The sequence below is a fragment of the Streptomyces sp. NPDC002742 genome (assembly GCF_042888885.1).
In the GTDB taxonomy this organism is placed as follows: Bacteria; Actinomycetota; Actinomycetes; order Streptomycetales; family Streptomycetaceae; genus Streptomyces.
Genome location: NZ_JBIAQF010000004.1, coordinates 39,611 through 52,574 on the forward strand (window position 1 = coordinate 39,611; position 12,964 = coordinate 52,574).

The 12,964-nt window shown below is 71.0% G+C and carries 10 protein-coding genes and 3 pseudogenes; 4 read left to right on the forward strand and 9 right to left on the reverse strand.

Features of this window, described 5'->3' with window-relative positions:
- Positions 1-279: 279 nt before the first annotated feature.
- From ACFYW8_RS07680 to ACFYW8_RS07705, 6 genes and pseudogenes are all read right to left on the reverse strand, one after another.
- Complete coding sequence (locus tag ACFYW8_RS07680) at positions 280-558, reverse strand: hypothetical protein (RefSeq protein ID WP_365868498.1); 279 nt, start codon at positions 556-558, stop codon at positions 280-282.
- A gap of 202 nt (positions 559-760) precedes the next feature.
- Positions 761-1,162 (reverse strand): annotated as a pseudogene (locus ACFYW8_RS07685) (Clp protease N-terminal domain-containing protein); the annotation flags it as partial.
- Between the two features lie 216 nt (positions 1,163-1,378).
- A complete protein-coding gene (locus tag ACFYW8_RS07690) occupies positions 1,379-2,251 on the reverse strand; it encodes a family 1 encapsulin nanocompartment shell protein (RefSeq protein ID WP_365868499.1) in 873 nt (290 codons plus the stop codon).
- On the reverse strand, positions 2,248-3,297 hold the full coding sequence (locus tag ACFYW8_RS07695) for a Dyp-type peroxidase (RefSeq protein ID WP_389068932.1): 1,050 nt from the start codon (positions 3,295-3,297) through the stop codon (positions 2,248-2,250). Before ACFYW8_RS07695 ends, ACFYW8_RS07690 begins: the two co-directional genes overlap by 4 nt.
- A gap of 117 nt (positions 3,298-3,414) precedes the next feature.
- Positions 3,415-4,059 (reverse strand): DUF1345 domain-containing protein, encoded by a 645-nt coding sequence (locus ACFYW8_RS07700; protein WP_389068935.1) that lies wholly within the window; start codon positions 4,057-4,059, stop codon positions 3,415-3,417.
- A gap of 129 nt (positions 4,060-4,188) precedes the next feature.
- On the reverse strand, positions 4,189-4,674 hold the full coding sequence (locus ACFYW8_RS07705; protein ID WP_365868505.1) for a PaaI family thioesterase: 486 nt from the start codon (positions 4,672-4,674) through the stop codon (positions 4,189-4,191).
- A 116-nt stretch (positions 4,675-4,790) separates the two neighbouring features.
- Between ACFYW8_RS07705 and ACFYW8_RS07710 the strand changes: the two are divergent.
- The 4 genes and pseudogenes from ACFYW8_RS07710 to ACFYW8_RS07725 all read left to right on the forward strand — a co-directional run.
- Positions 4,791-5,246 (forward strand): annotated as a pseudogene (locus ACFYW8_RS07710) (winged helix-turn-helix transcriptional regulator); the annotation flags it as partial.
- Between the two features lie 336 nt (positions 5,247-5,582).
- A complete protein-coding gene (locus tag ACFYW8_RS07715) occupies positions 5,583-6,980 on the forward strand; it encodes a diacylglycerol/lipid kinase family protein (RefSeq protein WP_389068938.1) in 1,398 nt (465 codons plus the stop codon).
- Between the two features lie 213 nt (positions 6,981-7,193).
- Positions 7,194-7,982, forward strand: coding sequence for a polysaccharide deacetylase family protein (locus ACFYW8_RS07720; protein WP_389068941.1), 789 nt, complete (start codon positions 7,194-7,196; stop codon positions 7,980-7,982).
- Positions 7,983-8,122: 140 nt separating this feature from the next.
- Positions 8,123-8,569, forward strand: a pseudogene (locus ACFYW8_RS07725) (SRPBCC family protein); the annotation flags it as partial.
- A 180-nt stretch (positions 8,570-8,749) separates the two neighbouring features.
- Here the strand turns inward: ACFYW8_RS07725 and ACFYW8_RS07730 are convergent.
- From ACFYW8_RS07730 to ACFYW8_RS07740, 3 genes are all read right to left on the reverse strand, one after another.
- Positions 8,750-9,961 (reverse strand): glycoside hydrolase family 6 protein, encoded by a 1,212-nt coding sequence (locus ACFYW8_RS07730; RefSeq protein ID WP_389068945.1) that lies wholly within the window; start codon positions 9,959-9,961, stop codon positions 8,750-8,752.
- A 109-nt stretch (positions 9,962-10,070) separates the two neighbouring features.
- A complete protein-coding gene (locus tag ACFYW8_RS07735) occupies positions 10,071-11,243 on the reverse strand; it encodes an XdhC family protein (protein WP_389068947.1) in 1,173 nt (390 codons plus the stop codon).
- Between the two features lie 76 nt (positions 11,244-11,319).
- Positions 11,320-12,777: an NCS2 family permease gene (locus tag ACFYW8_RS07740; protein ID WP_389068950.1), complete on the reverse strand. Its 1,458-nt coding sequence runs from the start codon at positions 12,775-12,777 to the stop codon at positions 11,320-11,322.
- Positions 12,778-12,964 lie beyond the last annotated feature (187 nt).

A 12,964-nucleotide genomic window follows, 5' to 3' on the forward strand; every position in this document is an offset into this window, starting at 1 on the left:
CGTCAGAAAGCGTCCTGAACTCCGGGGACCCACGATTCCACACATCACATAACGTCGCGATTCGGCCCAATTGCGGGTCGCCCGACGGCAGCGGCTCATCGGTCAGCCGCCGATCGCGTCCGCGCCTGGCCGAGCCGACCGACCCCTGCCCGCAACCGAGTTGCGGAGGAACGGGTCCAGGGCGCGAGCCCGGCCGCCCGGACCGAGCGGGCGTTTCCCCGAACCGAGGGGCGCCCTTGAACGCGCCCCTCGGCACGGTGATGTGAGTCGTGCGGTGATTCAGTCCTCGTAGCTGGAGGGCGGGTAGGGGTCCCGGGTCCGCCGGGTGGAGTTGCCCGTCGGGATCCGGCCGGCGCCCACCTCCAGATCGATCTCCACGCGCTCGCGCCTGTACGCGGCTTCGGGGTCGTCCATGGGACCGCCCAGCAGACCGGCTTCCCGCCGCTCACGGACCGTACGTGCGTGGAGTTCGTCATCGTCGGACCGCAGCGGCATGCCCCTGTTGTGGGCGTGCTCCGGATCGCCTTCGACAGCCCGGTTGGACTTGTGGTGCGTCATGCGCAGCCTCCTCAAACGACTACCCGGCGTTCGCGCGCCCGGGTACGTCTTCGGTGTCAGGAGTCCTCCGTCCCGTCCTTCGTCGTACGTCGTACGTCGGTCACTCGTTCTGCCTGTCATCGGCGGGCGACCCGCTCCCCGGTCCCGCCTCCGTGCCGTCGCCCTGGGCGGACTTGCGCACGGTGCAGTGGACGGAGCCGTCTCCGGCCGCCTGCGAGCGGGCGTAGGCGGCGGCGAGTGTGCGCTTGGCCGCCGGGGTGAGGCCCGGTTCCGAGGACGGTTCGCTGGTCTCCCGGGGAAGCACCTCGGCGAGCTGGGCCGCGAGGGCGTCGGGGTCCACCTCCGCGCGGGCCAGCAGCGAGCGCGAGGGTTCCACCTTCGTGGCGGCCCACAGCAGGTGCTCCGTGTCGAGATCGGAGGACCCGTCCTGCACGGTCCGCTGCACGGCCAGGTCGAGAAGTTCCTGCGAGGACTCCGTCAGCAGTCGTCCGATGGGCACCCGCTGCACCGCCGGTGGCGAGGACGCGGGTGACATCCCGAAGAAGCGGTTCAGCAGTTCACCGAAGGGGTCGGACGAGCCGAAACCGTAGGACGACATCGACATGGGCAGCTCCCGGTGCGGCGATGAGTCCTTTCCACCATTTCGCGGCGCCTATTGCTCCGCAACTGGAGCGGTCGTCCGCGCCACGAGGGCTCTGGCCTGCGATGTTTCCCTGGAGAGAGCGGAACTCGCCCACGGGGAAGGTGCGTTCAGGAACGTCGGAAAACGGAGCCGGCGGCCGAGGCGGACACCCCGCTGAGCGCCGCGCGTCCGGCGAGGTCAGAGCGTGTCCGTGCTCGTGTCGGTCCACGGGTCGAGTGCCACCACGGCCTCGTCCGTGTGGACCAGGAAGGTCAGGGTCTGGCGGAAGTACAGGTCGATGCCGGTGGCGTCATGGGTCGCGTAGCCGATGGCCAGATCCTCGCCGAGCCGCAGTTCGTAGTCGCCGCCGCGGGTGGTGAGCAAGAAGGCCCCCTCCACGGCGGGCGCCCAGATCAGCCGGCCGTCGAGGATCCGGCCGAGGTGGGCGGCGACGGGGTAGCCGTGGTCGGAGGTCTCGCTGACCGCCGTGTACGCCTCCGCGCCGAGCAGCAGCGCGTACGGTCCCTGCACACCTGCCAGCCGGAGGGTGCTCAGGGCATGGCTGACGGCGTCCGGGAAGTCGCGCGGCTCCGCGGGGAGACTGAGCACCGGGTTGGAGGTGCGGGCGCGAAGACCGTCGATACGGGCCGCCGCGTACCCGTTGAACACGGTCTGGTCCTCGGCGAACGCCATGATGCGGGCGGCGTCCTTGACCGGCTGCCAGTCGGAGTCCTTGGCGCCCCGGTCCACGTCGTCGACGGCGGCGCGGCTCACCCTGAACGGCACCGTCAGCTCGACCAGGGGCTGTACCTGGCGCAGCCGTGCCGCGACACCGGGTGACGGTCCGTCGATGCCGGACAGATGACCGGTTCCGACGGCGGCGAGTTCGGGGCCGTCGGGACCCGAGACGTCCACGGCGCGCCGCCCGGCGAGGTTGCGGCGGAAGGTGCGGCGCGCCTCGTCCTCGATCTCGTTCCACGCGGCGGGTGTGATGGGGGCGAGTTCGCGGTGGAGGTTGCCTGCGCCGGAGACGGGAGCGGGTGCGATGGCGATGTCGTCGGACGTGGTCATGGTCGGACTCCTTTGAGGCTGCCGATCCCCAGTGAGCCGTCCGTCGCCGCCCGCTCGCCGGACGCGGCGGGAGGCTCCGCCGACCGCTCGTCCGCGGCCCGCTCGCCCGGGGCGGCGGGGAGGTCGTCGAGGAAGTCGACGGTCGGCACGTGGAAGAGGCATCCGGTGATCGCGGTCGAGAAGTCGAGGATGCGGTCGTGCGAGGCGCGGCCGTCTCCGAGGAACATGTTCCGCAGCATCTGCTCGGTCACCTCGGGGGTGCGGGCGTAGCCGATGAAGTAGGTGCCGAACTCGCCCTCTCCCAGGGTGCCGAACGGCATGTTCTCCCGCACGATCTTGCGTTCGTCGCCGTCCTCGCCGGTGATGGTGTTCAGCGCGACATGGGAGTCGGCCGGCAAGACGTCGTCGGGGAGTTCGACGTTGGCGAGCTTCGTACGTCCGATGACCTTCTCCTGCTCGGCCGACGGCAGCGCGTTCCATGTCCGCAGGTCGTGCAGGTACTTCTGGACGATCACGTAGCTGCCGCCCTCGAAGGCGGGGTCCTCGTCGCCGACGAGGACGGCGTCGGCGGCCGGCCGGCCCTCGGGGTTCTCGCTGCCGTCGACGAAACCGAGCAGGTCACGGTCGTCGAAGTACTTGAATCCATGGACCTCGTCGACGACGGTGACCGCGCCTTCGAGTCGTTCCACGATCAGCCGGGCGAGTTCGAAGCAGAGGTCCGTCCGGCGGGCCCGGAGGTGGAACAGGAGGTCTCCCGGCGTGGACGGGGCCCGGTGCCGCTTGCCGGTCAACTCCACGAACGGGTGCAGTTCTTGGGGGCGAGGCCCGCTGAACAGCCGGTCCCAGGCCGCCGATCCGATGCCGACGACGCAGCCCAGGTCGTCGTCGGGTGCCCGGAAGGCGACGGAACGGCGCAGTCCCGAGACGTCCTCCAGCAGGCCACGGACCGTGCCCTCGTGTCCCGGCGTGACGGTGACCACGAGAAACACGGTGGCCCCGGCCGGTCGGGAGACCACAGCCTGCGGCTCGGCCGAGAGTCGGGCCAAGAGTCGGCCTCCTCATGGGACGCGGAGGTGTCCGTCGTGCGCGGACCTGTCGGTTCTTCCTCCCATCCTGCTGCGTCCGGGGACAAACCGCACCAGAACCACGCGGCGCGGGTTCCGTCAGCCGCTCACGAGTCCCACGACGACGTTGATGGCCGTGGCGAGGATGCTGGTGCCGAACACGTACGACAGGAGGGAGTGCCTCAGCACGATCGAGCGGATCCTCGGACTCGAAACACCGGTGTCGGACACCTGGTAGGTCATTCCGAGGTTGTAACTGAAATAGAAGAAGTCGCGGTACGCCGGCGGGTCGTCCGTGTTGAAATCGATGCCGCCGTTCGCCTCGTAGTACACGTAGGCGTAGCGGGTGGCGTACATCAGATGCAGGGCGGACCAGGCCAGGAACACACCGCACAGGGCGGTCACGGCCGCCGCGTGGCCGTTGTCGGACCTGCCTCCGCGCAGGAGCAGCAGCACGATGGCGAACAGCCCGCACAGGGCGACCGCGACCACCACGAGTTCGTCGGCCAGGGGGCGGAAGTCCTCGCGTCGCGCGTTGTCGCGGGTGGCCGTGGCCGTCATCGGCCACAGCACCGCCCAGCCCGCCAGGACGAAGAACAGTTCCGTCGCGGCGATTCCGGCCAGCAGGCCCAGAAAGACGTCGGTCGACAGTCCGACGGCGGCACCGACCGCGGCGCCGAGAACCACCGCGCCGATCAGGCGCGGCACGGCGTCCAGGGGCAGGCTCGGCAGGCTCGTCCTCATACACCGCCACGCTAGCCCCGGGACCGCCGCTCGGCCGGGCGGAACGCGTCGCCGGGGCCGGGCGGGTGACGGCATCGACCGGCGCCGTCACCCGCCCGGCGGACGAGGAACGGGGTCAGGGGTCAGGGGTCAGACGGGGAACAGCAGGCAGCTGCTGGTGGTGTGGGCGAGCAGCCGGTCGGCCGCGTCGAAGAGCTCCGCCTGGGCGAGGGCCGTACGGCGGCCGCTGCTGAGGACGGTGCCGACCGCGCGGACCGTGCCGGTGTCCACGGTGACCGGCCGCAGGAACTTCACGTTCAGGTCGAGCGAGGTGTATCCGGTGCCCCGGGGCAGCACGGACTGCACCGCGCAGCCCGCCGCGGAGTCCAGCAGGGTGGCGTAGACGCCTCCGTGGACGCTCCCGATCGGGTTGTAGTGCTCCTCCCCCGGGACCAGGGCGAAGACCACCCGGCCGTGCTCGACCTCTTCGAGGGTCATGCCGAGGGTCGCCGAGATCGGCGGTGCGGGGAGCCGTCCGGCCTGCACCTCGCGGAGGAAGTCGAGACCGCTGTACCGGCCGACGACGGCCGCGGAGACGGCCGGGTCCTCCCAGTCGTATGTACGAGACCTGCCCATGACTCCGTCACTCTCCCCGTGCTCGACGATCCGAGTCCGCCATCTGACTCTTTCTTTCGAAGCTAGCCAGTCCCACACCTGGCTGTCAATCTCACAGTCAGCCTACGATGGGGCGCATGACGTGGCTCGACACAAGTACCGAGAACTGCACGGTCCAGCGGACGCTCGACCTGATCGGCGAGAAGTGGTCGATGCTGGTCCTGCGGGACGCGATGAACGGCGTACGGCGCTTCGACGACTTCCGGCGACACGTCGGACTCTCCGAGAGCGTGCTGGCGGACCGGCTGAGGAAGCTGGTCGCGGCCGGGATCCTGGACACCGTGCCGTACAGCGAGCCGGGCAGCCGCACCCGGTACGAGTACCGGCTCACCCGCAAGGGCTGGGAGCTGTGGCCCGCCATGATCGCACTCAAGCAGTGGGGCGACCGCTACACGGCGGATCCCGAGGGTCCGCCCCTGGAGGTCGTGCACGCGGACTGCGGCGAGCAGGTGCACGCGGTGGTGGTGTGCGGCGCCGGGCACGGCGCGCTGATTCCGCCCGAGGCACGCACCCGCCCCGGCCCGTCGGCGAAGCACGCGGACCCCGCCGTCGGCCGGCCGGCGTCCGGACGGGAAGTGGACCGGGGAGCGGACAAGGGATCGGACAGGGGAGCGGGCCAGGAAACGGCCCGGGACACAGGCCGCCTCGTGGTGCGGGAGCCCGGCTCATGACAGCGTGACCCCATACGGCCGTCCCCGGCACGTCGGCCATGGACGTCCGCGCCGCGGAGGCATGGTCCGAGTGACGCGGGGAACGGGTGTGCCATCGATCGCGGTGGCACCGGGGCTGCGCATGGTCCGCGTGACGCGTGGAACGGTGCCTCTCGTCCGGTGACCGCGGCGCGCGAGGGACCGACCAGTGGAGGAACGATGAGCACTGATACGGGTCCGCCGGCCCGCGAACGATGGGCGGCGAGAGCCTCGCTGGCATCGGCGGCGCTCGCCGTGGCGCTGCCGCTCGCCTTCGGAGGCGTACGCGGGTTCCTGCTCCTCCTCGCCGCCCTCGCCGGCATGGCCGTCGCGGCGGCCGCGCTGTGGTGGATGCTGACCCGTCGAGGCCTGGTGCGCTGGATCGCGGGGCTGCTGGCGGTCGTCGTACCCCTCGCCGTCATCGTGGTCCTCGCGGTCACGCTGCTGTGGACCCTGCTGCTGTCCCCCGTGCTGTGGATCGTCGCCGTGTGGTGCGGGCGCTACGCGCTGCGGAGCGCCCGCGGCCGGGTCCGGCCCATGAAGGAGCACCGCACCCCGCCGCCACGACGGCCCTTCGTCCTCATGAACCCCCGGTCCGGCGGCGGCAAGGTGGAGCGGTTCCGTCTCGTGGAGAAGGCCGAGCGGCTCGGTGCCCGCGTCGTCCTCCTCGATCCGGAGCACCACCAGGACGTCACCGAGCTGGCCCGGCAGGCGGTCGCGGACGGAGCGGACCTGCTGGGCGTCGCGGGCGGCGACGGGACGCAGGCGCTCGTCGCGGCCGTCGCCGCCGAACACGGCCTGCCGTTCCTCGTCGTCTCGGCCGGCACCCGCAACCACTTCGCCATGGACCTCGGCCTCGACCGCGACGACCCCGCGACCTGCCTCGACGCCCTCACGAACGGGGTCGAGCTCCGGGTGGACCTCGGCTTCGCCGGGAAGCACCCCTTCGTCAACAACGCCTCGTTCGGCGCTTACGCGGCGGTCGTCCAGGATCCCGCCTACCGGGACGACAAGATCGGCACCATCCTGCAGCTCCTTCCGGACCTGCTCACCCGCCAGCGCGGACCACGGCTGACCGCGCGGGCCGCCGGCACGACGCTCGACGCGCCGCAGGCACTGCTGGTGAGCAACAACCCCTACCGGACGAACGATCCGGCGGGCCTCGGCCGCCGCGAGCGGCTCGACTCGGGGCTGCTCGGCGTCCTCGGCGTCAAGGTGGACAGCGCGGTCGAGGCCGCCGCCCTGCTGCTCTCCCCGGATCCGCAGGGCCTGTCGGTCCTCACCGCGCGCGAAGTGGTCGTCGGCGCGGACAGCGCCGAGCTGGAGGTCGGCATCGACGGCGAGGCCATGGTCCTGCCCACCCCGGTGCACTGCCGCGTCGAACCGGGCGTGCTCCGCGTCCGCGTCCCGAGGAAGCGGCCGGGCGTCCCCGCGGTCCAGCCAACCCTGGAATGGCGACGGCTGGGCTCCTTGGCGATGCTCGTGGGCCGCACGGCCGGGGTACGCCGCTCCGGCCACAAACCGAGGCCGGACCAGCAGCCGGAGCGACAGCCGGAGGAACGATCCGACAAGCCGTGAGCACCGCCGAGCGGCGCGACGCGAACTCCTGACGCCACACTTAGACCAAGGCAGTTACTGAGACCGCACAAGGCCGGCGGCGCGAGAAGGGGACACCGCAGCCGACGGCGACGGCGACGGCGACGGCGACGGCGAAATCATCAGCCGATCAGGGTACTTGCGCAGCTCACAGCACTATACATCGAGTGTATACACTCCATATATAGTCGCGGCATGTTTTCTCTGACCAGGAAGATGAAAAGACCGGCGCCCAGGTTCCGCGCGACGGCCGCGATCTCCGCCGCCGTCGCGCTGGCCCTGCCGCTGACGGGGTGCGCATCCATGGACACCACCGCGCCGAGCGCCGCGAGGACGCACGCGGGTGCCGCCGGACAGGCGGAATTCGGGGCGGTGGACTGCCGAAGGGTCAAGTGCATCGCCCTGACCTTCGACGCCGGGCCGAGCGAACACTCGGCCCGGCTGCTCGACATCCTCAAGGAGAAGAAGGTCAAGGCGACCTTCTTCCTGCTCGGCAAGCGGCACATCGAGAAGTACCCGGAACTGGTGCGGCGCATGGCCGACGAAGGCCACGAAGTGGCCAGCCACACCTGGGACCACAAGATCCTCACGCAGATCTCGCCGGCGGAGATACGAGAGGAACTGCGCCGTCCGAACGAGGAGATAGAGCGGCTCACCGGGCACAAGCCGACGCTGATGCGGCCCCCGCAGGGGCGGACGAACGACACGGTGACGAAGATCGCGCGCGAGGAGGGGCTCGCCGAGGTCCTGTGGAGCGTGACCGCCAAGGACTACCTGACGAGCGATCCCGGGCTGATACGCCGACGCGTCCTGCAGCAGTCGTCCAGGGACGGGATCATCCTGCTGCACGATCTCTACCCGGGCACCGTGCCCGCGGTTCCGGGGATCATCGACTCGCTGAAGGAACGCGGGTATGTGTTCGTGACGGTGCCGCAGTTGCTGGCGCCGGGGAGGGCCGAGCCGGGTACGGTGTACCGCCCCTGACGATTCATCACTGCGATGCGACGTCGCCGGTGCACGGGTCGGGTTCCTCGACCGGGGGGACCAGCCCGGACGTCGAGCGGGCTGGCGTGGCGGGGAGTCCACCTTCCGGTCGACGGCCTTCGAACGCCTACGATCATGCCGTGGTCCTCTTCGTCCTGGAACGCGTGTCCCGGCACTCCGTCGCCGAGAGCTGGCGGCGCATGACCGACTGGGCCCGGCACGCGGACGTCGTCCCGCTGACCCGGGTCAGCGTGCGCACGCCGCCACCTACGCGGGAGGGCACGGTCTTCGTGGCGCGGTCGGGGCTCGGGCCACTCGCCTTCGACGACCCGATGGAGGTCGTCGCGTGGCGGCCGCCGCGCGACGGGGCCCCGGGAGCGTGCCGCCTGGTCAAGCGCGGCACGTTCGTCACGGGCTGGGCCGAGTTCGAGGTGCGCCCTGCGGACGGCGGCAACCACGACGGCTCACGGGTGATCTGGCGGGAGGATCTCAGCGTGCGCGGGCTGCCCGGATTCGCCGACCGGCCGCTGGGGTGGTCGGCGCGGTGGATGTTCGGGCGGGCGATGGACGGGCTGCTGGGGTGCGGCGAGAGCGGCCTGGACGAGGTCAGGAACGGCCGGGCGCGGAGGTGGAGGCGGCGCCGCGGAGGCGAGAGCGACACGGCGGGGAGGTGAGAGCGGCAGGGCGGGGAGGCGAGAGCGACACGGCGCGGCCGAGAGGCCGACGCCCGCCCTCTCCCGTCCTCTCCTCTCCCCTCCCCTCCCCCGTCAACTCCCAGGAAGCAAGGGTGGATCGGCCAACTGGGAGAGCTCCAGAGCCTGTTCCGGGAACCAGTCCCCCGCTTTCGGGTCGACCGTGCCACGCTCCGGGTCCTCGGGCCCCGCCGTTCCGCGCAGACAGAGCCCGTCCGACTCACCCGGCGTCTTGATCCACAGCCGGGCGTCCTGGAGCGGGTCGCCGGTGCGCAGGGTGGGGCGGGCGCCGAGACCGCGGTCCGGCGGGTTGCACCAGTCCTGCGCGTCCGTGTACTTGCCCGCCGGCGGGGTCCAGGGGCCCTGACCGTTGCGGCTGGAGTCCGTGACGAAGTGTTTCATCCGGGACGGTGGCGTCCGCACATGCGCGTCGAGCCAGGCCTGCGCGTCGCCCCGCGGCCACCACTGGTTCGGGCAGTCGGCGATGTCGCCACCGCCGTCGGCATAGACCAGGCAGGACGAAATGAGCTTGCCGTACCAGGAGTTGGCGTCCTCGGTGTTGTAGTTCGAAGCGTTGGTGTAGAAGCCGGTGGCCCGCGCCACCCCGCCCTCGACCAGCCGCGGCACGATGGAGTTGACGCTGTGCCAGCCCGGGTGCCCGGTGTCGAGGTAGACCCGCGTCCCGTGCAGTGGCTCCAAGATGTCGACCGCGTAGTTGACCTCGGCGTACCGCGCGGCGGTCTTGGTGCCCTGGGCGTCGTCCTGGCCGCAGTCGGAGGGCAGCAGGGCGAGGGCGTCGGGTTCGAGGGTGACGATGGCGTCGCCGCGCCCGATCCCCCGCGCCACAGCGTCGATCCACGCCTTGTACTCCGCTGTGTCCGCGGCGCCGCCCGCCGAGTAGTTGGAGCAGTCCCGGCCCGGGATGTCGTACAGCGCCAGCACCGGAATCGCGTCGTCACGGCCCGCGTCGCGCACCACCGCGCGGACCAGCCGCTCCGCCTCGGCCGGCGTCTGGTCGCCGAACCACACGGCCTGCGGGGTGTTCACCATCGCCAGGATGCCGGCCGCGTCGCGGAACCGGCCGGCTCGGGCGAGGCCGAGGGCTTGCTGGTACGCCGCCGGGTCGGGGTCCGGGACATACAGCGACGACGGACCGCGCTCCGTGTCCGGGACATACAGCGACGGACCGCGCACCGTGGACTCCGCGGCGTGCGCCGGAGGCAGGGCGAAGAGGGCGGCCAGCCCGACGGACAGGGCGGCGAGCCAGCTGGGGGCGCGTTTTCTCATACGGGTTCACTCCGGGGTCGCAACGGTCACGAGGGACTTACGGGAGCGCTCCCACAGGAGATTCGCCGAGAGGCATGCCTGCGTCAATACAAGAGACAGAAGCCGCCTCTCAGGCCACCGACCCGATCCGTCGCCCCGGAACGGTGGACGCGTCGTGACGGGAGGACCCGTCGTGATGGATCGGCGTGTGTGCCCCCGTGAGGGAAACCCCGCTCCCCCCACGCCGGTCGGCCACGATCTCCGAGGCGATCGACAGTGCCGTCTCCTCGGGCGTGCGCGCTCCCAGGTCCAGGCCGATCGGCGAACGAAGGCGGGCCAGTTCCAGCTCGGTCACGCCGACTTCACGCAACCGCTCATTGCGGTCCAGGTGGGTGCGGCGGGAGCCCATCGCGCCGACGTACGCCACCGGGAGCCGCAGGGCGAGCCGGAGCAGCGGGACGTCGAACTTGGCGTCGTGGGTAAGGACGCACAGGACGGTGCGGGAGTCGACCTCCGTGCGCTCCAGATAGCGGTGGGGCCAGTCCACGACGATCTCGTCCGCGTCGGGGAAGCGGGCCTTGGTCGCGAAGACCGGGCGGGCGTCGCACACCGTGACCCGGTAGCCGAGGAACTTGCCCATGCGGACCAGGGCCGAGGCGAAGTCGATGGCACCGAAGACGATCATGCGCGGGGGCGGGACCGACGACTCCACCAGAACCGTGAGCGGCGCTCCGCAACGAGAGCCCTGCTCTCCGATCTCCAGGGTGCCCGTGCGACCGGCGTCCAGTTGGGCCGCCGCCTCGCCGACCACCGTACGGTCGAGTTCGGGGTGGGCGCCGAAGCCGCCCTCGTACGAGCCGTCGGACCGCACGACGAGGGCGCGGCCGATCAGTTCGGCGGGTCCGCTCACGACACGGGCGAGCGCCGCCGCCTCCCCACCCGCCGCGGCGGCCAGCGCCGCCGCGAACACCGCCCGGCGGGCGGTGTCCCGCGAGCGGACCGGGGTGACCAGGATGTCGATGACGCCGCCGCAGGTCAGACCGACCGCGAAGGCGTCGTCGTCGCTGTAGCCGAACCGTTCGAGGACGGTCTCGCCGTCCTCCAGGGACTGGCGGCACAGTTCGTAGACGGCTCCTTCCACGCAACCGCCGGAGACCGAGCCGATCGCCGTGCCGTCGGAGTCGACGGCGAGTGCGGCGCCGGGCCGGCGGGGCGCGCTGCCGCCGACCGCCACCACGGTGGCGACGGCGAAGTCGCGGCCCTGCTCGACCCACCCGTGGAGCTCTGCGGCGATGTCCAGCATCTCTCGGTCTCCTTGCCTGTCTGCCTGTCTGTCTGTCGGTCCGCTTGCCTGCGGTTGCGTGGAAGGGACGCGGGCGTCAGTGGACGCCCAGCCAGCTCTCGATCGGGTTGAGCGCGAAGTAGACGAAGAAGACCGCCGTCAGACCCCACATGAAGGCCCCGATCTCCCGGGCCTTGCCCTGGGAGATCCTGATGGCGACGTAGCTGATCACACCTGCCGCCACGCCCGCGGTGATCGAGTAGGTGAACGGCATGATCACGACGGTCAGGAAGACCGGGATCGCGGTGGCGCGGTCGGCCCAGTCGACATGGCGGGCGTTCATCATCATCATGGCGCCGATGACCACCAGGGCCGCCGCCGCGATCTCGCCCGGGACGATCGCCGTGAGCGGGGTGAAGAACAGGCAGGCCGCGAAGAAGAGGCCGGTGACGACGGCGGAGAGGCCGGTACGGGCACCCTCGCCGACGCCGGTGGCGGACTCGACGAAGACAGTCTGCCCGGAGGCGCCGGCCACTCCGCCGACCGCTCCGCCCGCGCCGTCGATGAACAGCGCCTTCGACAGGCCCGGCATCCGGCCCTGGCCGTCGGCCAGCCCGGCCTCGGTGCCGACGCCGATGATGGTGGCCATCGCGTCGAAGAACCCGGCGAGCACGAGCGTGAAGACGATCATGCCTACCGTCATCGCGCCGACCTGACCCCAGCCGCCGAACTCGACCTTGCCGAAGAGCGAGAAGTCCGGCATCGAGACGGCGCTGCCGTGCAGCTCTGGGGCGCCGCCGGCCCATTGCTTCGGGTCGATGGCCCCGGCGGCGTCGAGGACGACGGAGACGACCGTGCCGGAGACGATGCCGATGAGGATCGCGCCGGGGATGCCACGCGCCTGGAGCATGAAGATCAGCAGCAGGGTGGCGGCGAAGAGCAGCACCGGCCAGCCGGCGAGTTCGCCGGTGGGACCGAGAGCGAGGGGGGTGGCTTTGCCCTGGTGGACGAAGCCGGCCTTGACCAGGCCGATCAGTGCGATGAACAGGCCGATGCCCATGGTGATGGCGTGCTTGAGCGCCAGCGGGATCGCGTTCATGATCATCTCGCGTAGCCCGGTGACGACGAGGAGCATGATGACCGCGCCGTACATCACGCACATGCCCATGGCCTGCGGCCAGCTCATCTGCGGGACGACCTGCGAGGAGAGCACACCGGACACCGAGAGTCCGGCGGCGAGGGCGAGCGGCACCTTGCCGACGAAACCCATGAGGAGGGTGGTCAGGGCCGCCGCGAACGCGGTCGCGGTGATGAGGGCCTTCTGGCCGAGCGTGTCCCCCGCCACGTCCTTGCCGGACAGGATGAGCGGGTTGAGCAGCAGGATGTAAGCCATCGCCATGAAAGTGGTGACGCCGCCGCGCACCTCACGCGCGATCGAGCTTCCCCGCTGGGATATGTGGAAGTACCGGTCGAGCCAAGACCGTCCCGCCGGAACGCGGCTTCCCGCGCCCGCGTCCTGCGCGGTGGTCTTCGGCTCCAGTGACTGCTGGGTCATGTGGGCCTGCTCCCAAGGTTCAAAGGGGCACCCGGACAGCCGTCCTGACGGCTGGTCAACCGCGGGAGCGGTTGCGGGATTTGGGATGGTGCTTCGGCCGCACGACCCGGGGGACGGCCCGAGACGAACGTGATGAACGTGCTGAACGTGCTGAACGACAAGAACTCTGCCGCGCTGTGTGCCTGTT

Coding starts and splice junctions, on each gene's coding strand:
- ACFYW8_RS07735 (WP_389068947.1), bottom strand. CDS start 11,243: ATGCTGGACATCGCCGCAGAGCTCCACGGGTGGGTCGAGCAGGGCCGC.
- ACFYW8_RS07730 (WP_389068945.1), bottom strand. CDS start 9,961: ATGAGAAAACGCGCCCCCAGCTGGCTCGCCGCCCTGTCCGTCGGGCTG.
- ACFYW8_RS07705 (WP_365868505.1), bottom strand. CDS start 4,674: ATGGGCAGGTCTCGTACATACGACTGGGAGGACCCGGCCGTCTCCGCG.
- ACFYW8_RS07700 (WP_389068935.1), bottom strand. CDS start 4,059: ATGAGGACGAGCCTGCCGAGCCTGCCCCTGGACGCCGTGCCGCGCCTG.
- ACFYW8_RS07680 (WP_365868498.1), bottom strand. CDS start 558: ATGACGCACCACAAGTCCAACCGGGCTGTCGAAGGCGATCCGGAGCAC.
- ACFYW8_RS07715 (WP_389068938.1), top strand. CDS start 5,583: ATGAGCACTGATACGGGTCCGCCGGCCCGCGAACGATGGGCGGCGAGA.
- ACFYW8_RS07740 (WP_389068950.1), bottom strand. CDS start 12,777: ATGACCCAGCAGTCACTGGAGCCGAAGACCACCGCGCAGGACGCGGGC.
- ACFYW8_RS07720 (WP_389068941.1), top strand. CDS start 7,194: ATGTTTTCTCTGACCAGGAAGATGAAAAGACCGGCGCCCAGGTTCCGC.
- ACFYW8_RS07690 (WP_365868499.1), bottom strand. CDS start 2,251: ATGACCACGTCCGACGACATCGCCATCGCACCCGCTCCCGTCTCCGGC.